The organism is Rahnella sp. BCC 1045 (assembly GCF_019049615.1).
GTDB lineage: Bacteria > Pseudomonadota > Gammaproteobacteria > Enterobacterales > Enterobacteriaceae > Rahnella > Rahnella contaminans.
Genome location: NZ_JAFMOZ010000083.1, coordinates 1 through 23,382 on the forward strand (window position 1 = coordinate 1; position 23,382 = coordinate 23,382).

At 54.2% G+C, this 23,382-nt stretch carries 22 protein-coding genes; 12 read left to right on the forward strand and 10 right to left on the reverse strand.

Annotated elements, in window-relative coordinates:
• Positions 1-165 precede the first annotated feature (165 nt).
• The 9 genes from J1782_RS02055 (at position 166) to J1782_RS02095 (ending at position 8,260) form a co-directional block, all read left to right on the forward strand.
• On the forward strand, positions 166-1,530 hold the full coding sequence (locus J1782_RS02055; RefSeq protein WP_152326848.1) for a 2-hydroxycarboxylate transporter family protein: 1,365 nt from the start codon (positions 166-168) through the stop codon (positions 1,528-1,530).
• A 59-nt stretch (positions 1,531-1,589) separates the two neighbouring features.
• Positions 1,590-2,459, forward strand: a complete 870-nt coding sequence (locus J1782_RS02060; protein WP_208950596.1) for a fumarylacetoacetate hydrolase family protein — start codon at positions 1,590-1,592, stop codon at positions 2,457-2,459.
• A 73-nt stretch (positions 2,460-2,532) separates the two neighbouring features.
• Complete coding sequence (citC, locus tag J1782_RS02065) at positions 2,533-3,627, forward strand: [citrate (pro-3S)-lyase] ligase (RefSeq protein WP_217152276.1); 1,095 nt, start codon at positions 2,533-2,535, stop codon at positions 3,625-3,627.
• A gap of 15 nt (positions 3,628-3,642) precedes the next feature.
• Positions 3,643-3,933 (forward strand): citrate lyase acyl carrier protein, encoded by a 291-nt coding sequence (gene citD, locus J1782_RS02070; RefSeq protein ID WP_104921538.1) that lies wholly within the window; start codon positions 3,643-3,645, stop codon positions 3,931-3,933.
• Positions 3,930-4,805, forward strand: a complete 876-nt coding sequence (gene citE / locus J1782_RS02075) for a citrate (pro-3S)-lyase subunit beta (protein WP_152326845.1) — start codon at positions 3,930-3,932, stop codon at positions 4,803-4,805. Before citD ends, citE begins: the two co-directional genes overlap by 4 nt.
• A 30-nt stretch (positions 4,806-4,835) precedes the next feature.
• Positions 4,836-6,362 carry a citrate lyase subunit alpha gene (gene citF / locus J1782_RS02080; RefSeq protein WP_152326844.1) on the forward strand — a complete coding sequence of 509 codons (1,527 nt, stop codon included), beginning with the start codon at positions 4,836-4,838 and terminating at the stop codon, positions 6,360-6,362.
• Complete coding sequence (gene citX, locus J1782_RS02085) at positions 6,362-6,901, forward strand: citrate lyase holo-[acyl-carrier protein] synthase (RefSeq protein WP_165058023.1); 540 nt, start codon at positions 6,362-6,364, stop codon at positions 6,899-6,901. The genes citF and citX overlap by 1 nt, the downstream gene beginning before the upstream one ends.
• Entirely contained in the window at positions 6,879-7,718 is an 840-nt protein-coding gene (gene citG / locus J1782_RS02090; RefSeq protein ID WP_217152277.1) for a triphosphoribosyl-dephospho-CoA synthase CitG, read from the forward strand. The genes citX and citG overlap by 23 nt, the downstream gene beginning before the upstream one ends.
• Positions 7,715-8,260, forward strand: coding sequence for an alpha/beta hydrolase (locus J1782_RS02095; protein ID WP_165058027.1), 546 nt, complete (start codon positions 7,715-7,717; stop codon positions 8,258-8,260). Before citG ends, J1782_RS02095 begins: the two co-directional genes overlap by 4 nt.
• An 8-nt stretch (positions 8,261-8,268) precedes the next feature.
• On the opposite strand, the gene J1782_RS02100 is transcribed toward J1782_RS02095, so the two are convergent.
• Together J1782_RS02100 and J1782_RS02105 are read right to left on the reverse strand one after the other, a co-directional pair.
• Positions 8,269-8,745: a DUF805 domain-containing protein gene (locus J1782_RS02100; protein WP_217152278.1), complete on the reverse strand. Its 477-nt coding sequence runs from the start codon at positions 8,743-8,745 to the stop codon at positions 8,269-8,271.
• A gap of 92 nt (positions 8,746-8,837) precedes the next feature.
• Positions 8,838-9,905: a LacI family DNA-binding transcriptional regulator gene (locus tag J1782_RS02105; RefSeq protein ID WP_217152279.1), complete on the reverse strand. Its 1,068-nt coding sequence runs from the start codon at positions 9,903-9,905 to the stop codon at positions 8,838-8,840.
• A 277-nt stretch (positions 9,906-10,182) separates the two neighbouring features.
• Here J1782_RS02105 and J1782_RS02110 point away from each other — a divergent pair, with 277 nt between their 5' ends.
• Positions 10,183-11,439 (forward strand): maltoporin, encoded by a 1,257-nt coding sequence (locus tag J1782_RS02110; protein ID WP_152326838.1) that lies wholly within the window; start codon positions 10,183-10,185, stop codon positions 11,437-11,439.
• Positions 11,440-11,783: 344 nt separating this feature from the next.
• Here the strand turns inward: J1782_RS02110 and J1782_RS02115 are convergent, their stop codons facing one another.
• The 6 genes from J1782_RS02115 to J1782_RS02140 all read right to left on the reverse strand — a co-directional run bounded on the left by J1782_RS02115 (position 11,784) and on the right by J1782_RS02140 (position 19,014).
• On the reverse strand, positions 11,784-12,101 hold the full coding sequence (locus tag J1782_RS02115; RefSeq protein ID WP_101075845.1) for a glucose PTS transporter subunit EIIB: 318 nt from the start codon (positions 12,099-12,101) through the stop codon (positions 11,784-11,786).
• A gap of 74 nt (positions 12,102-12,175) precedes the next feature.
• A complete protein-coding gene (locus J1782_RS02120) occupies positions 12,176-14,239 on the reverse strand; it encodes a beta-galactosidase (protein WP_217152280.1) in 2,064 nt (687 codons plus the stop codon).
• Between the two features lie 63 nt (positions 14,240-14,302).
• On the reverse strand, positions 14,303-15,454 hold the full coding sequence (locus J1782_RS02125) for an arabinogalactan endo-beta-1,4-galactanase (protein ID WP_371819728.1): 1,152 nt from the start codon (positions 15,452-15,454) through the stop codon (positions 14,303-14,305).
• 64 nt (positions 15,455-15,518) lie between these two features.
• Positions 15,519-16,370, reverse strand: coding sequence for a sugar ABC transporter permease (locus J1782_RS02130; protein WP_152326835.1), 852 nt, complete (start codon positions 16,368-16,370; stop codon positions 15,519-15,521).
• 14 nt (positions 16,371-16,384) lie between these two features.
• Complete coding sequence (locus tag J1782_RS02135; RefSeq protein WP_193333177.1) at positions 16,385-17,686, reverse strand: carbohydrate ABC transporter permease; 1,302 nt, start codon at positions 17,684-17,686, stop codon at positions 16,385-16,387.
• Between the two features lie 101 nt (positions 17,687-17,787).
• On the reverse strand, positions 17,788-19,014 hold the full coding sequence (locus J1782_RS02140) for an extracellular solute-binding protein (RefSeq protein WP_152326833.1): 1,227 nt from the start codon (positions 19,012-19,014) through the stop codon (positions 17,788-17,790).
• A 276-nt stretch (positions 19,015-19,290) separates the two neighbouring features.
• Here J1782_RS02140 and J1782_RS02145 point away from each other — a divergent pair, with 276 nt between their 5' ends.
• Together J1782_RS02145 and J1782_RS02150 are read left to right on the forward strand one after the other, a co-directional pair.
• A complete protein-coding gene (locus J1782_RS02145) occupies positions 19,291-20,394 on the forward strand; it encodes an ABC transporter ATP-binding protein (protein WP_217152282.1) in 1,104 nt (367 codons plus the stop codon).
• Positions 20,395-20,533: 139 nt separating this feature from the next.
• A complete protein-coding gene (locus J1782_RS02150) occupies positions 20,534-21,493 on the forward strand; it encodes a D-2-hydroxyacid dehydrogenase family protein (protein WP_217152283.1) in 960 nt (319 codons plus the stop codon).
• A 64-nt stretch (positions 21,494-21,557) separates the two neighbouring features.
• On the opposite strand, the gene tmaR is transcribed toward J1782_RS02150, so the two are convergent.
• Together tmaR and J1782_RS02160 are read right to left on the reverse strand one after the other, a co-directional pair.
• Positions 21,558-21,890 carry a PTS system regulator TmaR gene (tmaR, locus tag J1782_RS02155; RefSeq protein ID WP_152326830.1) on the reverse strand — a complete coding sequence of 111 codons (333 nt, stop codon included), beginning with the start codon at positions 21,888-21,890 and terminating at the stop codon, positions 21,558-21,560.
• Between the two features lie 160 nt (positions 21,891-22,050).
• Positions 22,051-23,148 carry an FUSC family protein gene (locus J1782_RS02160; RefSeq protein WP_152326829.1) on the reverse strand — a complete coding sequence of 366 codons (1,098 nt, stop codon included), beginning with the start codon at positions 23,146-23,148 and terminating at the stop codon, positions 22,051-22,053.
• Between the last annotated feature and the right edge of the window lie 234 nt (positions 23,149-23,382).

The following is a 23,382-nucleotide window of genomic DNA, read 5'->3' on the forward strand; positions in this document are numbered from 1 at the left end:
CATAAAAACCACAGAAAAACATATTAAGGAAAACCCTAATAATTAATTAAAACCATAAAAACCTTTCACTCCTTTAAAATATCGGTGTTAACTTGCGGGACTTCACATAATACCGGTTATTATCTCTCTTACACTCCCTGCACAAATTGACACAGGGGATTCATCATGAGTACAACCGACGACACTTATTCTGTTCCCGCAGGTTCAGTGCCTGCAAAACAGCTCTCATTAAAAGATAAATGGTGGCACATTCTCGACACCTGGAAAATTGGCATTATTCCTTTACCACTGTTTGTGATGGCCGGTGTGCTGATTGCCATCGACTGTCTGGACGGCAAACTGCCGAGCGATATCGTGGTGATGGTGGCGACGTTAGCATTCTTCGGCTTTGCCTGCGGCGAGTTCGGTAAACGTCTGCCGTTCATCGGCAAAATGGGCGCCGCGGCGATTTGCGCGACCTTCATTCCCTCCGCCCTGGTGTATTACGGCCTGCTGCCGGACGTCGTGGTCGAATCCACCACGAAATTCTACAAAAGCACCAACATCCTTTATCTCTACATCTGCTGCATTATTGTCGGCAGCATCATGAGCATGGATCGCAAAGTGCTCATTCAGGGCTTCATGCGTATTTTCTTCCCGATGTTGTGCGGTGAAGTGGTCGGCATGCTGGTCGGGATGGGCGTGGGTCTGGCACTGGGCATGGAACCTTTCCAGATCTTCTTCTTCCTGATCCTGCCGATTATGGCCGGGGGTGTAGGTGAAGGCGCGATCCCGCTGTCTATCGGCTACGCCACGTTGCTGCATATGGATCAGGGCGTGGCGCTGGGCCGCATTCTGCCTATCGTGATGCTCGGTGGCCTGACCGCCATTGTTATCTCGGGCTCACTCAATCAGCTCGGTAAACGTTATCCGCATCTTACCGGCGAAGGCCAGCTGATGCCTTCCGCCAAAAATGCCACCGCAGATAAAAGCGCGCTGTCGGCAACCAGCGGTAAAACCGATGTCACCACCATTGCCGCAGGCGCCCTGCTGGCGGTTCTGCTGTACATGGTCGGCATGCTGTTACACAAACTGATTGGCCTGCCTGCACCGGTCGGCATGTTGTTTGCCGCGGTCGCGCTCAAGCTGGCGCACGGCGTCTCACCTCGCCTGCTTGAAGGTTCGCAGGTGGTGTACAAATTCTTCCAGACCTCCGTGACCTACCCGATTCTGTTTGCCGTGGGCGTCGCTATCACACCGTGGAACGAACTGGTCGCCGCGTTCACTATTTCCAATCTGCTGGTCATCGTCAGCACCGTCGCCGCGCTGGTTGCCACCGGCTTCTTCGTGGGCAAGAAAATCGGTATGCACCCGATTGATGTCGCCATCGTGTCCTGCTGCCAGAGCGGTCAGGGCGGCACCGGTGACGTCGCCATTCTGACGGCGGGCAACCGTATGCAACTGATGCCTTTCGCACAAATCGCGACCCGCATCGGCGGCGCGATCAACGTTTCGGTAGCACTGCTGGTTCTGGGGAATTTCCTGGTCTGACAGCGTTATCCGGCAAGCACGATTGTGATTTTTTGATTGATTCAATTCAGGACATATTTATGAAACTGGCAAGTTATCTCTATCAGGGGCGCAAGTCCTACGGCATCGCAACGCAGAGCGGCATGATCGACCTTGGCCGCCTTCTCGGCCAGCGTTATCCCGACCTCAAGGCTCTGCTGGCGGGCGACGCACTGTCACAGGCGCAGGAACTGGCCAGCCGACCGGCAGATCTGAGCTTTGACGACCTGACGTTTTTGCCGGTTATTCAGAATCCGGAAAAAATTCTCTGCGTCGGCATGAATTACGCTGAAAAACGCAAAGAGTTCGATCAGCACAATCCGGCACCGACGCTGTTTGTCCGCTTTGCTGACTCACAAACCGGCCACGCCTCCCCGATCATCAAACCCAGCCGTTCGGTTGAGTTTGATTACGAAGGCGAACTGGCCGTCATCATCGGGTCAGCGGGCGAAAATATTTCCCGCGAAAACGCCCTTTCCCACGTTGCCGGTTACAGCTGTTACATGGACGGTTCCGCCCGCGACTGGCAGCACACCTGGTTTACCGCCGGTAAAAACTGGCGGCAGACCGGTGCCTTTGGCCCGTGGATGACCACGGCGGATGAAATTCCTGATCCGCATGCGCTGGCAATCCGCACCTGGCTGAACGGCAATATGGTTCAGGACGACAACACCCGCAGCATGATCCACAAGGTTGCCGAGCTGATTGAGTACATCAGTACCTTTACCTCACTGAGCGCAGGCGACGTGATCATCACCGGTTCTCCGGGCGGCGTGGGCAAGAAACGCGTACCGCCGCTGTTTATGAAACCCGGCGACCGCATTGAAGTGGAAATCGAAAAAATCGGTCATCTCAGCAACGTCATTGTTGCCGCGGACCGTCAGGTGAGCCATGCACCTGCCGCCCATTAACGTGTTAAACGCCGGGCTTCGTGCCCGGCATGCTCCGTTTTATTTGAACAATACCCGATATCAGGAATGCATTATGTTCAGCCGTGACGAACCCGACTTTCACGTCATCACCACCAGCCAGGCACCTCAGGGCTTGCTGGCCGATATCCGCGCCCTGCTGCATCAAAGCCAGCTGGGCATGGATGATGATATCGAGTATTTCGTGGTGGCCCTTTCCGGCAGACGGCTGATCGGATGTGCAGGTCTGGTCAGTAACACCATCAAATGCGTGGCAGTGGCGGCTGACTGGCGCGGCGAAAATCTCAGCGCCAGATTGCTCAGTGAAGTCGAAAACTTTGCCGTTCAGCGCGGCAAACTCCATCTGTTTCTCTACACCCGTCCAGGCAATCTGGAACGCTTTCGCGGTTGCGGATTTTATCCGCTGGTGCAGTGGGACAACGTCGCGGTGCTGATGGAAAACACGCCGGTCGGCATCAGCCAATATTGCCGCGCCCTGAAGCGCCATTATCACGAAGGCCAGCGCGTTGGCGCGGTGGTGATGAATGCCAATCCGTTTACGCTCGGCCATCGTTATCTGGCGGAACAGGCGGCGGCGACGTGCGACTGGCTGCACGTGTTTGTGGTCAGCGAAGACGTGTCGTATTTCCCGTTTCAGGAACGGCTGGAAATGGTGCGTCAGGGCGTCGCCGATTTACCGAATGTTACGGTTCACGCCGGTTCTGAATACATGATTTCACGCGCCACGTTTCCCGGTTACTTCCTTAAAGATGCCGGGCTGGTGAACCAGACCTGGAGCGTGATGGATCTGCTGATTTTCCGCCAGTACATCGCCCCGGCGCTGGGCATAACGCATCGTTTTGTCGGCAGCGAGCCCTTCTGCCCGGTCACGCATCAGTACAACTGCGACATGCACGACTGGCTGGAAACACCCTCACGTTCGGCCTCAAAACCGCTGACCGTTATTGAACTGCCGCGTAAACGCCATGCCGGTGGCATCGCGATTTCAGCCTCTGAAGTCCGCGCATTGCTGAAAACCTGTCAGTTACCGCGCATCCGCGACATTGTTCCGCCCAGCACGTATACGCATCTTGAACACCATTATTGCGCTGAGGCGCCCGCCGAAGCAGCGCGCAGCGATGAACTTATTATTTCTACCACTCTTTGTTAAAGCAGGAAAAAACGAATGAAAATTGTGAAGGAGGCGCTGGCAGGTACGGTTGAATCCAGCGATTTGCTGGTAAAAATCGCCCCGGCCAGCGAGCTGAGCGTGGTGATCAACAGCGAAGTAATCAAGCAGTTTGGCGACCAGATCCGCCGCGTTGTGAACGAAACGCTGGAAGCCCTTGGCGTGAAAGAAGGCTTACTGATTATTGAAGATAAAGGCGCGCTCGATTGCGTTATCCGCGCCCGCGTGCAAAGCGCGGTACTGCGTGCAGCACAGGAAGAAAATATTCACTGGGAGACGTTACGATGAAAAAACTCCGCCGCAGCATGCTGTTCCTGCCGGGGGCCAGTGCCGCCATGTTATCCACGGCATTTATCTATCGTCCTGATTCCATCATGTTTGATCTGGAAGACGCGGTTTCCCTGCGCGAAAAAGATACCGCCCGCATTCTGGTGTTCCACGCCCTGCAACACCCGATGTACAAGGATATCGAAACCGTCGTGCGCATTAATCAGCTCAGCACGCCGTTTGGTTTGAAGGACCTGGAAGCCGTGGTACGCGCCGGTGTGGACGTGGTTCGTCTGCCGAAAACCGATACGCCGGAAGATATTTTCGAGCTCGAAGCGCACATCGAACGCATCGAAAAAGACTGCGGGCGTGAAGTCGGTTCCACCAAAGTCATGGCCGCCATCGAATCGGCTATTGGCGTCATCAACGCCGTCGCCATTGCCCGCTGTTCGCCGCGTCTGATTGGCATCGCGCTGGCCGCTTTCGACTATGTGATGGACATGCAAACTGAGCGCGGTGACGGCACTGAGCTGTTCTACGCCCGTTGCGCCGTGCTGCACGCCGCGCGCGCCGCCGGTATCGACGCCTTTGATGTGGTGTATTCCGATATCAACGATGAAGCCGGTTTCCTGCGTGAAGTCGAGCTTATCCGCAAAATGGGTTTCAACGGCAAATCCCTGATCAACCCGCGCCAGATTGAGTTGCTGCACAACGCTTACGCGCCGACGCAGGAAGACGTGGATTACGCGCGTCGCGTTATCACCGCCGCAGAAGAAGGCGAGCGCAAAGGCCTCGGCGTAATTTCGCTCAACGGCAAGATGATCGATGGCCCGATCATCAACCACGCACAAGTGGTGCTTGAACGCGCCAGCGCCTCCGGCGTGCGTCGCTAGCCCTCAATTTTGCACAGGAATATGAAGAGAATGAGCCATTTAACAGAAATGTTGCACAGCCAATATCCCGGCATGAAGCATCTGGTTGCTTTCGACGGAGCACACCGCACCACGCCGTATCTTTCTGATCCCGATGCCCGCCTGCATCGTAAATTATGTGATTCGCTGGAACAGGCGATCGCCCGCAGCGGGCTGAAAGACGGCATGACTATCTCCTTCCACCACGCTTTTCGCGAAGGCGATCAGGTGATTAATAATGTCGTCGGCACGCTGGCGCGTCTGGGTTTCAAAAATCTGACGCTGGCGTCCAGTTCCCTGATGACCTGCAACGACGCGCTGATCGAACACATTCGCAACGGCGTGATCACGCGCATTTATACCTCGGGGATGCGCGGCAAACTGGCCGATGCCATTTCGCACGGCCTGATGGAGGAACCGGTCCAGATCCACTCTCACGGTGGCCGGGTCAAACTTTTGCAGGACGGCGAGCTGAATATTGACGTCGCCTTTTTAGGCGTTCCTTGCAGTGATGAATTCGGTAATGCCAACGGTACGCACGGCAAATCCTGCTGCGGTTCGCTGGGCTATGCGATGGTGGATGCGCAGTTCGCCAAAACCGTCGTGCTGCTGACCGAAGAACTGATGCCCTTCCCTAACATGCCCGCCAGCCTGGTGCAGGATCAGGTGGATTACATCGTGAAAGTCGATCAGGTCGGCGACCCGGCGAAAATCAGCGTGGGCGCAGCTCGCGTCACCAGTAACCCGCGCGAGCTGATGATTGCCCGCACGGCAGCCGAAGTCATTGAATATTCTGGCTATTTCAAATCCGGCTTTTCAATGCAAACCGGTTCCGGCGCGGCGGCAACGGCCTGTACCCGTTTCATGGAAGAAAAGATGGAACGTAACCAGATCACCGCGCGTTTTGCCCTCGGCGGCATCACCGGCAGTCTGGTGGATTTGCACGAAAAAGGATTGATCGAAACGCTGCTGGATACGCAATGCTTCGACGGTCAGGCCGCGTCATCGCTGGGCCGCAATCCGCAGCACATTGAAATTTCCACCAATGTTTACGCCAATCCGGGGGCCAAAGCCGCAAGCTGTGATCAGCTGGATATCGTCATTCTGAGCGCACTGGAGATCGACACCGATTTTAATGTGAACGTGATTACCGGTTCCGACGGCGTGATGCGCGGCGCATCGGGCGGCCATTGCGACGTCGCCAGCGCCGCCAACCTGACGATTGTGGTCGCGCCACTTCTGCGCAGCCGCATTCCGACCGTCGTGCGCCGTGTCACAACCCGCGTCACACCGGGCGAAAGCATCGATGTGCTGGTCACTGACCACGGGATCGCCGTCAATCCGGCACGTCCTGAAATCCGCCAGCGGCTCGAAGAAGCCGGCATGAAAATCATGGATATCGAAACGTTGTATCAGCGTGCCATTTCCCTGACCGGCGAACCGAAGCTGATTGAGTTTACGCAGCGCGTCGTGGGCGTGATCCGTTACCGCGACGGCAGCGTGATTGACGTCGTTCATCAGGTCAAAGAGGACGCATAATGACGATTTTGACGCCTGCAAATGCAGGCGTCAGTCTGGAGGATTTGCTGGCGGCAAAGGAACAGCGTGCGCAGCGGCAAACCGACTGGCTGACACAATTCCCACACACCCTGATTTCTCTCACGCTGGTTACGCCCGGCGCGGTGAAAGATAGCGTGAGTTATCGCCAGGTTATGCGCGAAGCGTTGGGCGCGGCGGAAACACTGCTGTTACAACGTGGCTGGGCGGTGCTCAAACATGCAGTATTCTGGTTGCCGACCGGCGCGGAAGCGTTCTGGAGCATTGAGCACCCGGCGCCGGAAGTGAAAGCGGCTACCGTCGCGCTTGAGCAATCACATGCGCTTGGGCGTTTATGGGATTTCGATGTGATCTGCCCCGAGGCTGGCGTTGTAGGCCGCCGGTCGCTGGATAATGCCAGCCGCCGGTGTCTTATCTGTGACGGCCCCGCCCACGCCTGCGCGCGTTCGCGTCGGCATCCGTTGCCCGACGTGATCGCCAAAGTGGAGGCGCTGATTGATGGCTGGCATCGCACTCATTGAGCCGCAGGTTTGTACCGACATCGCCACCCTGGCGGCCGACGCGCTCCGCCAGGAAGTCTGGCTGACGCCTAAACCCGGTCTGGTGGACAGCGCCAATAACGGTTCACACAGTGACATGGATTTGCCGATGTTTTTGCGCAGCATCGGTGCGATTACGCCGTGGTTGCATCAGTTTTACCGTCTCGGCCAGCAGGATACCGCGCAACCGGCCACGGCAATGCTGATGCGGATCCGCCCTGCAGGCCTGGCCTGTGAGCAGGCGATGTTCGGCGCAACAAACGGCATTAATACGCACAAAGGCGGCATTTTTTCTTTGGGAATTTTGTGTACGGCGGCAGGCCGGATCAGCGCCCGTCACCAACTGCTGACCCGCACGGCGTTATGCGCCGAAGTGGCCGCGCTCACGCAAGGGCTGGTGGAACGGGAATTACAACATTGCCGCCAGCCGGTGACCGCAGGAGAACGGTTGTTTCAGGCGCACGGTATGACCGGCGCGCGCGGCGAAGTGCAGAGCGGATTCGTGACGTTGCGTCGCCATGTTTTGCCTTACTGGCAGACAGAAACCCAGCCTGAACGCCGTGGTCTGAACGCCCTGCTGCGTCTGATGGCGTTTAACCCGGATACGAATCTGGTGTCCCGCGGCGGGCTGAGCGGGCTGCATTTTGTTCAGGATTATGCCCGCAAGTTGCTGAAAAGCGGCTGGCAAAAAGAGAATTTACAGGAGATGGATCAGGCGCTGATTTCCCGGCATCTCAGCCCCGGCGGCAGTGCCGATTTGCTGGCAATCGCGACCGTACTGATGGCTTTCCCGCAATGAATGAGAATCCAAACATCACGCGGATGCTGGTTCCCGGTTTACGCGACAGCGAAGCCGGACACTGGCAAAGCCGCTGGCATGAACAAAATCCGCAGTGGCTGCGGGTGAAACAGCGCAACTGGGCGCAGGTGGATCTCGAAGGTTGGATCACCGCTATCGACCGCGAGCAGAAGCTGGCGAAAAACCCGTTGCTGCTGATTGGCCACAGCTTTGGCGCGCTCGCCAGTCTGGTGTGGGCGAACCGCAATCCGCCGCTCTGCGCAGGTGTGATGCTGGTCGCCCCCGCAGAACCGATGCGTTTTGGTCTGGACGATGACATTTTACCTGAGCCGCTGGCGGTTCCCGGTCTGCTGGTCGCCAGCCATACGGATCCGTTATTGCCTTTTACCCGCGCACAGTTCTGGGCGCAGGCGTGGGGCTGCGAGCTGGTGGATATCGGCGAGGCCGGGCATATCAATGTGGAATCGGGTTTCGGAGAATGGCCGTGGGGGCAGGCAAAACTGGAAGAGTTTGCCGCGCGACTGGCGGCAAACTCCCGCTGAAAACAGGCTTAACGGACGATGCGGTTATCTGCTTCCGGTGACGGTTTGGATTTCACGCAGCACAGGTAAATCATCACCAGCAGCGGGATCCAGCCGAGCACGATACCCAGCGTAATTTTCATCCAGACATAGGTTTCCGGTGACGCGTATTCCATCAGGATCATGTTGAGCAAACGCGACACAATACCTGCCAGATAAACACCGCCAAACCACCAGCCGGAGCGGTTGATGTCGTGCATACGGCGGATGCCGACCGCCAGGATCGGTAATGCCAGCGCCAGGGCGTAAATAGTGTAGGTCATACCGGCATAGAACACGCCGTAAGGGTTTCCCGCCAGCGCCATCACGGTCGCCACAGTCCCCGTCAGCAAAATCATCAGCAAGATATTGACCAGCGTGAACACCCAAAACTCTTTGCGGGTCGCACGCCCTTCAAACTTCACGTACCCTTTCCAGCCCCGAACAAAACACTGCCATACGGTCATTCCGTCATATCCTTTTGTTTATCGTTTGAAATTTTTCATATCTTAAACGCTATCAAAAGCATTCTGAAATCTTTATTTACATCTGCCGGACGTCACTGGCCGCGCAGCTGTCGGGCGAGTTTATCGAGCTGATCGGCGATCTGGTTAAGGTCTTTGTCCGGCTGTCCCGGCGCGCGCGTGGAATTTCGCACGACCAGTTGCGCAGGCAAAATACGCGACGTCGTATCAGGCTCCGCTGCCAGCAAAAGCCCGACGGCTTCTTTGCTTTGCAAATCGAGATCCAGAGAAACCGTGGTCAGCGCCGGATGGAAGAATGCGCTGTCGTAGGTGTCGTCGTAGCCGATAATAGAAACCTGTTGCGGGATCGCCACGTTGTGCTGATGCAGCGCGCTGATCACGCCCAGCGCCATCTGGTCATTCCCTACCAGCAGGGCCGTAAACTGCGGCGTCTCCCGCAAAATCTGCAACGCGCCGTAGTAACCGCTTTTGGCACTCCAGTCGCCGTGAACCACCGTCACCGGCTGTAATCCTTTTTCGGTCAGCGTTTTCTGCCAGCTTTCCAGACGCAGACGCGAAGACACCGACTCTTCCGGCCCGGCCAGCAAGGCAAATTCCCGGTGCCCCAAATCAAGCAGATATTCCACGCTGGCGCGCGAACCATCGGCCGGATTAAAGCAAACGTTAAACACCGGGCTGGTCGGATCCACATCCAGAAACAGGCAAAGAATGTCGCGGTTGTTCTCGTAAATGCGTTCGGCTTCGGCACTTTCCAGCGGAATGTTGATGATCACGCGCTCAACCCGCTGTGACTTCAACTCGTTAATGGAGTCCTGAATGCTCTGATTCACGTCCTCGTCAATCATTGAAATCAGTACCTGATACCCGGCCTGGTGGGCATATTTCTTCACCGAAGCGGCAATTTGCGACGGAGCGTGCAACGCCAGCGAGGTCGTCACCAGCCCTATCGTAAAACTCTGTTTTCCCACTAACTGCTGCGCCAGCCGGTTGGGTACATAACGCAGCACTTCAATCGCCTGCTCAACTTTCTGGCGCGTAGCGTCGGATACGTTGGCCGATTTGTTTAAAACACGCGAAACCGTCTGATAGGAAACACCGGCATAGCGGGCAACGTCTTCTAATGTCGAACTTTTCGATTTCATGCTTTTCCCGTTTTGCAGCCCGTGATTTTACGCAATCTCATGATAATCGAGCCAAAGTACGGGATCTCATTTAAAAGTTCAATCTGAGAACCGTTTGACTTAAAAGTTATACGTTAACATTCGTTAAATTCGTGATTTAAATCACCAGACGTTTATTTTAAATACACAACTTGTGGATCTAACTCACAATTCACACTGTGTTAAATTGATCATTATTGTTTCTGGGTATCTTATAGATTCCGTAAATGTGAACGTCATACATCAATAAGGAAAAATAATGAAACACAACTTACGTACTCTGGCTGTGGCGGTCTCTCTTGGGCTGGTGACAGGCCCCGCAGTGGCTAACGACATTGATTTTCATGGATATCTGCGTTCCGGATTGGGCGTTTCCGGCAGCGGCAGTCTGGAGCAGTTTCAGAAAAACAAAGTCGGTCGTCTGGGCAACGAAAATGACACTTACGGCGAAATCGAACTGGGCAGTGAAGTTTACAAAAAGGACGATGTGAGTTTTTACGTCGATTCCATGGTCAGCATGGTGTCAGACGGGTCCAACGATGACGAAAATACGCTCAATGATGATGCGCAATTTGGCCTGCGTCAGCTGAATCTGCAAATCAAAGGGCTGGTGCCGTGGGACAAAGATGCGGTGATCTGGGGCGGTAAACGTTATTACCAGCGCCATGATTTACATATCATCGATACCAAATACTGGAACATTTCCGGTGCAGGCGCCGGTGTGGAAAACCTGAAAATGGGCGAAGGCGCGCTGTCAGTGGCCTGGATCCGCGGCGATGCCAATGATGTGGATTACCGCGTAGACGGCGATAACGATGTCAATATTAACTACATCGACGTGCGTTATGCCGGTATCAAACCCTGGAGCGGCGCGTGGATGGAAGTCGGTGCCGACTACGCCATGCCGAACCTGACGCATGATCAGAAAGACTACGGCGGCCTGTATGACGCGGAAAATGGCGTGATGCTGACCGGAGAAATCAGCCAGGACATGTGGGGCGGCTACAACAAGCTGGTTTTACAGTACGCCAACAAAGGTCTGGCGCAGAACATGATTTCCCAGGGCGGCGGCTGGTATGACATGTGGAACTATACCAACGACGCCAGCGGTTATCGCGGCATCATCACCGGTCTTATCCCGATCACCAGCAAGTTCAGCCTCAACCATGTGCTGACTTACGGCCATGCGGAAAATATCACGGATTACACCGACACTACCGAGCTGGTTTCTCTGGTTGGCCGTGCGCAATATCAGTGGACGGATTACGTGCGCACCATCGGTGAAGTCGGTACGTTCTACCAGAAAGACGATTACAAGAATGGCACCAACTATAAGCAAGGCGGGCAGAAATATACGCTGGCGATGGGTCTGGCGGCCGGTCCTGAGTTTATGTCACGCCCGGAACTGCGCGTGTTCGCCTCTTACCTGAATGATTCAGAGCACGGCAATACGTTTGAAGACCACACCAAATCCGATACGTGGAACTTTGGTGTGCAGGTAGAAGCCTGGTGGTAAATTTCCTTCGTTCCTGAAGCTGCAACTGCGTTAGCTGCGTTTGCTCACCCGAATCACTGACATCAGTCAGCTCATCGGGATTCGCTCACTTGCCGCCTTGCTGCAACTCCAATAACTTTGGAAATAGTTATAGTCGTTAATTAAAACAGTAATCCTCATTGTAATAAACGCTCAGGGTTTAACGCATTTTCTCTTGTAGGGGATCGTGACGTTTTTGTACCCGCACAGCAGCATCATTATTTAAAATAAAGCAGTAAACAATAAAGGCAGCCTTGTGTCGGGCTGCCTTTATTTATTTCAATGTTCTTCTTTTATTTAATACGCCAAATTAAAACCAGACCCGATTACTGACTTTTTAAGCCAAATTTCTCGGTCATGAGTTTCTTCAGGCTGTCGGACTGCTTACCGAATATCGCATGGACTTCCTGCCCGATGATCACCACGCCAATCGCGCCGGTCTGCTGGATAGCACCGGAATTAACCCGCCGGAGTTCTTTCACCGTAACGCGCAGTCGTGTGATACACGCATCGACGTTAATAATATTCTCGCGTCCGCCTAACGCATCAATTAATAACGCCACGTCCGTTGACGGCGGAACGTCATCTTTAGGGTTTTTATTCTTTGCGGAAAAAACATGCATGAAATCTTTAATATTAACCATAATGAATACCCTCTTTCAGAAATGAAAAAACGTGCAGAAGGGAATATTCCCCGCTGCACGTTGGTGATTAAAAATTATCGGGAGACTTTACGCGTCAGTATCTGGCAACCGAATGCCGGTAACGTTAATTTGTGCGGCAATATTCCGCCGTGAACCATATCCTGATAATCGCCCGGCAAACTGACGGTCTGGCTGTCGCTGCAATAGTTTTGCAGGAAGATGAATTCACTTTTGCCGTCGGTACGGCGTGCGGCGGTGACACCTTCCGGCAGCGTCGTGCTGATGGCGCGCGGCAGGTTCATCTCTTTCGCCAGCGCGGTGAAAAAATCTGCCTGGAACTGTTGATCGTTGCGCGATGCCACATAATACGCCTGACCTTTGCCGTACAGATTTACGGTCACCGCAGGCGTTCCGGCGTAGAAATCATCGCCGTAAGTAGCCAGCGCTGCCGCCCCTTCGAGGTGGATCACTTCGCACAATTCGGAAACCTGATACGGCCCGTTCAGCCCCAGCGCGTTGCCTTCAATACCGCAAACGCTGTTGTGCTGTTCGTCTGTCAGGCTGTCGATTTCTTCCGCCCAGATGCCCAGCACCGGACGCAATGGACCCGGGAATCCGTTGAGGAAACACAAATCCGTTTCGTTGACGATGCCGCTCCAGTAAGTGGCGACGAAGCGCCCGCCCGCCTGCACAAAGGCGCTGATCCGCTCACCGACGCCTTCGCGCACCATGTACAACATCGGGGCGATGACTAAGTCGTAACCGTCCAGTGCGCAGTCGGCGTTGATCACGTCAACCGCAATGCCCTGCGCCCACAGTGCCTGATAATGCGCGGCCACGGTGTTTTCATAATGCAATCCGGCGTTGCGCGGCCCCATCGCATCGTCCATCGCCCAGCGGCTTTCCCAGTCAAATATGATCGCAACTTTAGCTTCCACGCGGCTGCCCGCGACCGGCGCTAAGGCCGAGAGAATAGTGCCGAGTTCCGCCACTTCGCGACCGACGCGGGTATTAATGTGTCCGACGTGATCCACCACAGCGCCGTGGAATTTCTCGGAAGAACCGCGGCTTTTGCGCCACTGGAAATACTGTACCGAATCCGCACCGTGCGCGACCGCCTGTAGCGAGGACAAAATGTGCATCCCCGGTTTTTTCAGTTTGCTGGTCGGCTGCCAGTTGGTGAAGCTCGGCGTCGATTCCATCAGCACGAACGGCTGGCCTTTTTTGAGCGTGCGCATCAGGTCGTGATACATCGCGGTGTACGCCGCCAGCCCGATATCGTCTTTGCGCGTGTGCCACATCGGGTAGCTGTCCCACGAAATGAAATCCAGCACGCTGGCGAGTTTCCAGTAATCGTAGTCGTAGAAATATTCCATGAAATTAGTGGTCGCCGGTAATGCCGGGTTTTCGGCTTTCAGCGGGCGGATCTCTTCGCTGTAAAAACGCGTGACCTGATCGGTATTAAAGCGACGCCAGTCGAGATTCAGACCATGCACCCCGCTTTCGCCCTGCGGTGACGGTGATTCGATCTGTGACCAGTCGGTGTACGTGTGGCTCCAGAAGGTGCTCCACCAGGCGGTATTCAGCGCGTCGAGGGTTTCATATCGGGCTTTTACCCAGCCACGGAACCGTTCCTGACACAAGTCACAATGGCATTCGCCGCCGTATTCGTTGGAAATATGCCAGCCGATCACCGCCGGATGATGCGAATACCGTTTTGCCAGCGCCGTGTTCATCTGCTGCACTTTGTCGCGGTACACCGGCGAGGTAATGCAGTGGTTATGACGCCCGCCGTGCAGCGCTTTTACGCGGTCACGCCCGACGCGTAACACTTCCGGGTATTTTTGCGACATCCACGCCGGACGCGCGCCGCTTGGCGTGGCCAGAAACACCGAAATGCCGTTTTCATGCAATCTGTCCAGCACCTGATCCATCCAGTCAAAGGTATAACGTCCTTCTTCAGGTTCCAGCGCAGACCAGCTGAAAATCCCGACAGACATGACATTACAGCGCGCCTCTTTCATCATTTCGACATCGCGAATCAGTACTTCCGGGCTTTGCAGCCACTGTTCCGGGTTGTAATCCGCGCCGTGTAACAGGCCGGAAATCTTACTGCTCAGAAGAGGGAATTTCGTCATGTTAGGTCCTTACGAACTTTAAGAAATAAAACTCCCCGGCCAAATTAGCCGGGGAAAAGGGGATCAGTTGAAGACTTTAATGGAAGGAAGAACCTGACCGCCGCAGCCAAACAGCGCCTGATTTTCACGGGCATTGCCCTCTTTCCAGTGGTCGTTGATGTAGGTCATGCCCGCCGGTGTTGCCCAGCCTGCGCCGTTAACCGGGATCCACGTCGGTTCCCAGTAGAACAGGCCTTTGCCGCGATGCCCGGGCACGCTCACCAGGCTTTTGATCATGTCGCTGAGGAAATCGGCCTGCCCCTGCACAGTTCCCGGATAGCCGCCGTCTTTAGCTTCTTTGGCGGTGAAACTGTTCTCCGCGGCATCGCAGTTTTCAAGGGTGTAGCCGTAAGCCACTTCGACCACGATCACGTCTTTGTTGTAGCGTTTGCTGATGTCGTCCATGTTGGCCTGTAACGCAGAAATCGGGCCATTCCAGTAGGTATAAAACGACAGGCCGATAACGTCGTAAGGCACCTTGCGCTGGTTGATTTCATCGAACCACCAGCGGAAGGTGTCGTTCTTGGTGCCTTCGGCCAGATGCAGCATGATTTTGATGTCTGAAGGTTTTTTCTCGTCGGCCCTGACACCGGAGATCGCCGCATTCAGCAGCCCGGCCAGACGGTCAAATTCGCCGCCACCCGCGCCCCAGCTTTTTCCTTCCGGCCACAAAATCCCGCCGTTCATTTCATTGCCGACCTGCACCATATCCGGCACAACGCCCTGCTGACGAAACTGCGCAATCACGTCACGGCTGTAATCATGAATGGCAGTTTTCAGCTGCGGATAATCCATTTTTTCCCAGGCTTTCGGCTTGAACTGTTTACCGGGATCGGTCCAGAAGTCGCTGTAGTGGAAATCGAGCAGGATTTTAAAACCCTGCGCTTTGGCGCGTTTCGCCAGTTCCAGCGTGGTCGCCAGGTCGTTGTTGCCGCCGCCGTACGGATGCCCCTGTGCATCCTTCGGATCCACCCACAGCCGCAGACGCACGTAGTTGAAACCGTTCTGTCTGAGGATCACCATCGCGTCGGTCTGTTTGTGGTTCTGGTCGTAGAACTTGCCGCCGTGTTTTTCCACGTCAATCAGCGTGGAAATATCCGCGCCCTTAATGAAATCCGCCGGGACATTGGCGACTTTTTTGATGACCACGTCCTGTGCCACACAGGAAAAAGACATCGCCAGCAGCACACAGGCCACGGCGCTTTTCGTGAAAATCTTCTGAGTAAAGAGAGTCATGTGATTATCCTTTGGTGCTGCCAGCGGTCAGGCCGGAGACGAAGTATTTTTGTAAGGCGAGATAGAAAATCGCCACCGGCACGGCAATCAGCACCGCGCCCGCTGCATACGTGGTGTAGCTCGCGCCCATTTTCTGTGCGACCAGGTTGTAGAGACCAATCGGCAGCGTGTATTTATCCGGCGTGCGCAAAATGGTACTGGAGAGGATGAAATCGCCCAGCGGCCCGGTGAAGGAAAACAGCGCAATCACCGCCAGAATCGGCTTCGACAGCGGCATGATGATTTCGATAAAAATGCGGAAATTCCCCGCACCGTCCATGCGTGCCGATTCATCCAAATCTTTCGGGATTGCGTCCAGATACCCTTTCATCAGATAGGTGTTCATCGGGATCATGCCGCCGACGTAAATCAGCACAAGCGCCAGATGGCTGTTGATCAGGCCGAGCAGTTGCGCCAGTACGAAAATGGCGATCAGCGCCGAGAACTGCGGGATCATCTGCAATAACAGAAACAGCATCAGCCCGTCTTTGCGCCCTTTAAAGCGAAAGCGTGAGAAGGAATAGGCGGTGAAGCTGACGCAAATCAGCGTCAGCACCATGGTCAGGAAACTGATTTTCATCGAGTTCCAGTACCACGCCATGTAATTCACCTGTCCGTTGAACAGATCTTTGTAATGCTGGAAGGAGAGGTTCTGCGGAATAATCGACGTGCTGAGCAGACTGTTCCCGGCATTCAGCGACGCGCCGACGGTCCAGATCAGGGGATAAATAATAATGACCGCCACAATCAGTAACAGGAAATAACTCAACGACAGGCGGATAAACCGGTTTCTTTTAATACTGCTGTTCTTATTCATCAGTTTGCTCCCGCTTACGCCATATCATCTTGTTTAAATGAATTGGTTGAACGGAATTGCCACAGCGCAATACCGACAACAAATATCGACAGCAAAATCGTAATGGTCGCGGCAATCGCATATTGCGAGGAAGACATGGTGAGTTTATAAATCCACGACACCAGAATATCCGTTCCGCCTGCATTCGATCCCGCTACGGCCGGGCCGCCGTTATTAAACAGATAGATAATATTGAAGTTATTAAAGTTGAAGGTGTATTGCGTGATAATAATTGGCGCAATGGAATACAATACCAGCGGCAGCGTAATGGTTTTTAATTTCTTCCAGGTGCTGGCTCCGTCCATCGTGGCGGCTTCGTACAGGTCGTTAGGGATCGCCTGTAATACGCCGGTGGTCATCGCAAAGACAAACGGGAAACCGAGCCAGGTCTGCATCATGATCAGAGCCGTTTTGGTCCAGAACGGATCGGTCATCCACGCTTTAGGTTCAATGCCTAACGCCGCCAGTATCCCGTTGTTAATCACGCCAAACGAGTCGTTGAACATCCCGGCGAAGACCAGAATGGTAACGAAGCCCGGCACCGCCCACGGCAAAATCAGGATGGTGCGGATCAGCGCCTTGAAGCGCAGATCTTTCTGGTTCACCAGAATCGCCAGCATCACGCCGACGGTGCATTGCAGCGTGGTCGCCAGCACGGTCCAGACGACGGTCCACTGTAAAACGTCGAGTAACGTCGAACGCCAGATATTGAGCGTGAAGATATTAATAAAGTTTTTGAATCCCACCCAGTCAACTAATTTAGCCGGCGGCGTGTGATATAAATTGTAATTGGTAAAGGCAATGGAGAAGCCGAAGATAATCGGGAACACCACCACGAAGACCAGCAGAATAAAACCGGGCGTAATCATTAAATACGGGAAACCTTCGCGCAGGAGCAAATGATATTGCTTTCTGACGCTGGGTAATTCCATGCCCGCATCGCGGCGTTTTCCGTTAATCCACGCATCACGCAGGCTCCAGTAATAAAAGCCTGCGCCAAACGCACCAATTAATACGCTGATAATTCCTTTCGCCAGCAGGAATATCGAGTTATCGCGAGGGACTTCTTCCCCCAGCGTATAAAGCCCCCACATTCCCTGTTGCAGGAAATCATAAAAAACACCAACGAAACAAAACAGAATGATAAAAAACAGAATTCCCTTGGCCCATTGCCGGTTATAGAACTGACCAAAACCGGGAATGAATGCCAAAGCCAGTGCCACCGGCGCGTGATGGCGGGCAGACAGTGGCTCCTGGTTTTCCTCATGAAGACGCATAGACACAAAGATATTCCTTTCACTGTGAGGGAGTGAAATCACTCCCTCTTTTCAGACGTACAGCCGTTTCAGATGCGGTTGCCGATGCTGTTACCCGCAGATCACTCGTTGCTGGCTTTCGCGGCTTCAATCTGCATCTGGATATTTTTCACGGCGTCATTGAGCGCTGCGTCCACCGGCTGTTTGCCGGTTACGCCCAGCTGGATCCCGTTGTTCGCCGGACCCCAGACTTCCTGCATTTCAGGTACGCCGGGCATCGCCGTGGCGCGGGTTGACTGCTCGGCTACCGCATTGGCTTTCTCGTCATTTTTGATCATTGGGTCATTCACCAGCGCCGTCAGTGCCGGAATTTCCTTGGTCACTTCGTAGCGCACCTTGGCGTATTTCGGCTGGTTGATGAAGGTGATGAATTTTTCGGCCAGCGGTTTTTGTTTGCTGTAGGTCGATACCGCATAACCTTTAACGCCCAGGAATGAGCTCATCGGTTTGCCGTTCGGCAACAGCGGCAGCGCTTTCACGCCGTAGTTGATGCCAGCGGCTTCATAAGGCTGGAACGCCCACGGGCCGGTAATCACGGCGGCGGCTTTCTTCTCAGTAAACAGCGAGTCGATGGCGTTCAGGCCGTTGTCGCCGGTGATCCCCGCCGGGAATAAACCGTCGGCATAGAATTTCTTCAGGTACGTGACGGCTTCAATGCTGCCCGGTTTGTTCAGGCCGATATCGTCGACGTTGATCTCCCCTTTGGCATCTTTACCGAAGATGTAGCCGCCCATGGAGGCCATCGCACCGTAGGCGTAATAGACTTCGTCAAATTTGGCGAGCAGGCCGTATTTGCCCTTCGCCCTTTCCGCTTTCGAGAAGGTGTAATACTCGTCGAGCGTCGCCGGGGCTTCGGGAAGCAAATCTTTGTTGTATATCAGCACCAGCGTTTCAACGGCTTTCGGCACGCCGTAGGTGTGGCCCTTGAGCTGGAACGCGTGAATAGCCGACGGCGTAAAGCTGTCGGTGAACCCTTTCTCGAGCGTCAGCGGTGCCAGCAACCCCTGTACCACGGCGGTGCCGAGCTGGTCGTTCGGGATCACAACCACGTCGGGGCCGATGCCCGCCGGGCCGTCGAGACGCAGTTTTTCAGTCTGTTGTGCATACGGCGTTTCCTGCACCACAACTTTGACGTTGTTCTCTTTTTCAAAGTCTTTTACAGCATCGGAAATACCGGAGGATTTCTTAATATCTTCCCAGACAAGTAGCTGTCCTTCGGCTGCCCGCACGGCCTGGCTGCTCAGACTTAATGACATCAGTACCAAGGCAGTAAGGTGTGTAATTTTCATTGTTGCTCCTGGATGTGAAGGTATAACATTTTTGTGTGTATAACAACGACACTCAATCAACACCCAGCGATGAAAACCTTATAGATGCTGAATACAAAGTGATTTATGTCGTCATAAATATCGTGTTACACGTTAGACTTATAACCCAAAAATCACTACCAAAAGATGTGTATTGTGTGATCGCAACTGCAAAATTCGAACCCGCTCGTGCAAACGTTTACACAAGGTGGTTATAGTCCGAAATATCAGCGGTATGAATTTATTACGAGGTCAAACATGTCCAGCATCAGGCTTAAAAATGTGGTTAAGCGTTTCGATAAAACGGTGACGTTGCATGGCATCAATATTGATATAGAAGACGGCGAATTTACGGTGTTCGTCGGACCATCCGGCTGCGGAAAATCCACATTGCTGCGCATGATTGCCGGGCTGGAAGATATAACGGAAGGTGATGTGTATATCGGCGAGCAACGGGTGAATGACGTTGACCCGTCGCGTCGCGGCGTGGCGATGGTGTTTCAGTCTTACGCGCTATATCCGCATATGACGATTGCCGAGAACATGGGTTACGGCCTGAAAGTGAACGGGGTGCCTAAAGACGAAATCCGCCATCAGGTGGAGATGGTCGCCAAAACGTTACAGCTTTCCCATCTGCTGGACAGAAAGCCGAAGCAGCTTTCCGGTGGCCAGCGCCAGCGCACCGCCATCGGCCGCGCGATTGTGCGTAATCCGCAGGTTTTTATGTTCGATGAGCCGCTTTCCAATCTGGATGCCGAACTGCGCGTGGATATGCGTCTGCACATTTCCAAGCTGCATCAGGAACTGAAAACCACCATGGTTTATGTGACACACGATCAGACCGAAGCCATGACGCTGGCCGATAAAATCGTGGTGATGAACTACGGCAAAGTCGAGCAGACGGGCGCACCGATGGATTTGTATTACAACCCGGTGAATCAGTTTGTGGCCGGTTTTATCGGGTCGCCGAAAATGAATTTCCTGCCTGCCGAAGTGCTGAGCTGGCAGCCCGACCGGCTTGAAGTGCGCCTGACGCAGGAGAAAACACTGACGCTGGCGCTGAGTACCCGCGAGCTGGCGGCGGGTGACAAAGTGACGCTGGGCATTCGCCCGGAACATCTGCTTTCCCATGAAACCGAAAATCAGCTGGAATTTAACTGCGAGGTGGTTGAGCGTCTGGGCAACAGCACCTATCTGTTCGGCCAGTGTTACGGCATCGACGGGTTTAAAATGCTGCTGCCGGGCGATATGGCCTTTAATCCGTATCAGAGCCTGACAACCTGGTTCGACGCCCAACGCTGCATGGTATTTGGTGAAGACGGCCTGCGCATCAGTGCCGCCAGCCTTTCACATCTGCATTAATGCCATTATCAATAACCGCCCTTCGCCGGGCGGGTATTCCTGCTAAGACTCTGTTGCAAAAGAACCGGCGCCCTGCTTCACCTCCGCGTAAATTCAGTGCTATACCTCTTTATCTCTTTTTTACAGATGAGGAAGTTCCATGCCCATGCAATGCCTGATCCTGGATGATTATCAAAACGTCGCACTGTCTCTGGCCGGCTGGCAGGCACTCGCGCCGCAGGTGGAATGCCGCGCGCTGACGGAGCATATCAGTGATGAAGACCAGCTGGTCGCGCAGTTACAGGACGCAGAGATTGTGGTGATCATGCGCGAACGCACGCCATTCAGCGCAGCGCTATTTGCCCGTCTGCCAAAGCTACGACTGCTGATCACCTCGGGAATGCGCAACGCGTCGGTCGATCTGGCCGCCGCCCGTGAAAATGGCGTGACGGTTTGCGGCACGGGTAGCGGTTCGACGGCGCCGGTTGAGCTGACCTGGGCGCTGATCCTCGGGCTGGCGCGGCATCTGGTGACGGAAAATAACGCACTGCGCCACAACGGGCCGTGGCAAAGCACGGTCGGCACCGGGCTGAGCGGCAAACGTCTCGGCCTGCTGGGATTGGGTAAAATCGGGCAGAAAGTAGCGCTGATTGCGCAGGCATTCGGGATGGAAGTCAGCGCCTGGAGCCAGAACCTGACCGCCGAACGCGCCGCTGAGCATGGCGTGGAACTGGCGGCATCGAAAGAAGCCTTGCTGAAAACCAGCGATGTGGTGTCAGTGCATCTGGTCCTGAGTGAGCGCACGCGCGGGCTGCTCGGCGCACCGGAACTGGCGCTGATGAAACCCGACGCATTGCTGATCAATACCTCGCGCGCCGCGATTGTCGATCAGCCTGCCCTGCTGCACGCCCTGCAAACCGGGCAGATAGCCGGTGCCGGGCTGGACGTTTTCGAAACAGAACCGCTGCCGCCTGGCGATCCTTTCAGAGTGCTGCCCAACGTGCTGGCGACGCCACATTTGGGCTATGTTTCCGACGGCAACTATCAGGCATATTTCCGTGAAGCCGTCGAAGACATTCAGGCATTTCTCGCCGGAAACCCGGTGCGGACGCTGAGCTAATCCGGATTTCAGGCAAAAAAAAACCGGGCATAAACCCGGTTTTTCTCTTTAAGCGGCAACGAAATTATTTGGTTTCGTTGGCTTTGATTTCGCCCAGTGCTTTCAGCTTTTTGGACATTTCACGACGTTCTTTCGACAGGTCAGCATTTCGGATGATGTAGTCATCAACGCGATCTTCATAGTCGCCGCGCATGTTAGCAATGATCGCCTGAATTTCTTCGATGCTCATGCCTGGTTTGATGTAATCACTCAGGTTGTCGAGCAGCAGAACGCGTTTCTGGTTGTCACGGATTTTCTTTTCGTTATCAGCGATTTCGCGTTGTAATTTGTTTTTACGACGGAAAACACGCACAAACTCCAGAACGTCCTGGAAACTCGGCTTATTGATATTGTCCATTTTAACACCTTCGATTAAGTTACACAGATTCAGTGACTGATTTGCCGCAACCCGATTTGACGCTACAGGAATAGCTAGCGTAGCAAAAATCGGGCAGTACGCTCAGATAATCGTCCAATGGCCCCATCTTACCCGTTTTAGGCCACAGACAAAAATCCCTTCATGCTTTCGTTGTTTTACCGCTGATATTTTGAGCTTCTTCTTTTTGCATCACCATGGTGATCAGGTCGCCCATTGAGCGCAACTGCTCCGCCACCTGCGTGCTCAGCCAGACGTAACCGTAGACCTGTGCTTCCAGGTGATTCGCGGCATTCATCTCGGTAAGCAGCGCTTTCAGCTCTTCAGCAGATTCATTCAGCTCATGGCTGATTGCCACTTCATCGCCCCGCGTGCCGTTAAGCAACATCAGGCTGAGTTTCTCCAGCGTGCTGAGCATCAGCAATTGCGCGCTGCGCAGCGTGCGGGCATTGAGCATCAGATAATGGCTTTCGCGCGAACTCCAGTAAGCATCGGCCAGCAGTTCCAGCGTACACAACAGGTTACGGCTGAGCGTCTGGATGGCGTCAAACGCCTCGCGCGGCACATGAGATTCTTTGCTGGCGGGCGCAAACAGCGAACGCATTTTGACCATCTGGCTCATGGTACTTTTCATTTTGCCGTGCAGATGCGGACGTTCCAGCATGTTCGGCGACAGCCACGCGCTGTAGAGTTTATTGAGCGACATCAGATAATCGGCCATCTGCATGCGCCAGTGAATAAACGCGCGCTGCGGATAAATGCTGGCAAACAGCAGAGCCAGCAGGGAACCGAAAATCACGTCTCCGGAACGCCACAGCGCCATCTCCATGTCGCCCGGCCCTGCGCCGCACACCACCGCCAGCGTGATGCCGATCAGCAGCGCCATGTAGGGCCGTTTGCCGAGCGTCAGATATCCGCTGACAAACATGACAACGCCGCACCAGACCAGCATCACCGGCAGCGAATACAGCTCAAGCCACAGCGCGATTAGGCCGGAAACGGAGCCAAGCACTGTACCGGTAATGCGTTCCAGCACGCGCTGAACTACATTTCCCCAGAACGAAATCGGCCCCATGACCACCACCAGCGTGATCAGCGGCCAGGTGCCTTCCGGGATTTCAGTCAGACGGACGATCAGGAATGTCAGAATAAACGCCACCGCGATGCGCAGCGCATGAGTAATACGGTAGTTACGGTAAATGACGTTATCCAGCGGAGAAATTTTCTTGTCGAGACGCACGTTTAGCCTGCCGTAAGGCGAAAATTCAAAGAAGGCGTTAAGTCTAGCTGAGTTACCGGAGGTGATCACCCTGCTTTAGTCAGGGTTTTGGCGGATTGATGCTGAATTTTTTATTTGAAAAGGCTCTGAGATTAAATGAGTACCAGGTAATAAGACACAGAACTTTAGCTGTGCGTGTCAATTTTATTAATATCTATAATCATAAATAAAGCTAATCCCCAACTATTTTTTAGT

Coding starts and splice junctions, on each gene's coding strand:
- J1782_RS02055 (WP_152326848.1), top strand. CDS start 166: ATGAGTACAACCGACGACACTTATTCTGTTCCCGCAGGTTCAGTGCCT.
- J1782_RS02060 (WP_208950596.1), top strand. CDS start 1,590: ATGAAACTGGCAAGTTATCTCTATCAGGGGCGCAAGTCCTACGGCATC.
- citC (WP_217152276.1), top strand. CDS start 2,533: ATGTTCAGCCGTGACGAACCCGACTTTCACGTCATCACCACCAGCCAG.
- citD (WP_104921538.1), top strand. CDS start 3,643: ATGAAAATTGTGAAGGAGGCGCTGGCAGGTACGGTTGAATCCAGCGAT.
- citE (WP_152326845.1), top strand. CDS start 3,930: ATGAAAAAACTCCGCCGCAGCATGCTGTTCCTGCCGGGGGCCAGTGCC.
- citF (WP_152326844.1), top strand. CDS start 4,836: ATGAGCCATTTAACAGAAATGTTGCACAGCCAATATCCCGGCATGAAG.
- citX (WP_165058023.1), top strand. CDS start 6,362: ATGACGATTTTGACGCCTGCAAATGCAGGCGTCAGTCTGGAGGATTTG.
- citG (WP_217152277.1), top strand. CDS start 6,879: ATGGCTGGCATCGCACTCATTGAGCCGCAGGTTTGTACCGACATCGCC.
- J1782_RS02095 (WP_165058027.1), top strand. CDS start 7,715: ATGAATGAGAATCCAAACATCACGCGGATGCTGGTTCCCGGTTTACGC.
- J1782_RS02100 (WP_217152278.1), bottom strand. CDS start 8,745: ATGACCGTATGGCAGTGTTTTGTTCGGGGCTGGAAAGGGTACGTGAAG.
- J1782_RS02105 (WP_217152279.1), bottom strand. CDS start 9,905: ATGAAATCGAAAAGTTCGACATTAGAAGACGTTGCCCGCTATGCCGGT.
- J1782_RS02110 (WP_152326838.1), top strand. CDS start 10,183: ATGAAACACAACTTACGTACTCTGGCTGTGGCGGTCTCTCTTGGGCTG.
- J1782_RS02115 (WP_101075845.1), bottom strand. CDS start 12,101: ATGGTTAATATTAAAGATTTCATGCATGTTTTTTCCGCAAAGAATAAA.
- J1782_RS02120 (WP_217152280.1), bottom strand. CDS start 14,239: ATGACGAAATTCCCTCTTCTGAGCAGTAAGATTTCCGGCCTGTTACAC.
- J1782_RS02125 (WP_371819728.1), bottom strand. CDS start 15,454: ATGTCTTTTTCCTGTGTGGCACAGGACGTGGTCATCAAAAAAGTCGCC.
- J1782_RS02130 (WP_152326835.1), bottom strand. CDS start 16,370: ATGAATAAGAACAGCAGTATTAAAAGAAACCGGTTTATCCGCCTGTCG.
- J1782_RS02135 (WP_193333177.1), bottom strand. CDS start 17,686: ATGCGTCTTCATGAGGAAAACCAGGAGCCACTGTCTGCCCGCCATCAC.
- J1782_RS02140 (WP_152326833.1), bottom strand. CDS start 19,014: ATGAAAATTACACACCTTACTGCCTTGGTACTGATGTCATTAAGTCTG.
- J1782_RS02145 (WP_217152282.1), top strand. CDS start 19,291: ATGTCCAGCATCAGGCTTAAAAATGTGGTTAAGCGTTTCGATAAAACG.
- J1782_RS02150 (WP_217152283.1), top strand. CDS start 20,534: ATGCCCATGCAATGCCTGATCCTGGATGATTATCAAAACGTCGCACTG.
- tmaR (WP_152326830.1), bottom strand. CDS start 21,890: ATGGACAATATCAATAAGCCGAGTTTCCAGGACGTTCTGGAGTTTGTG.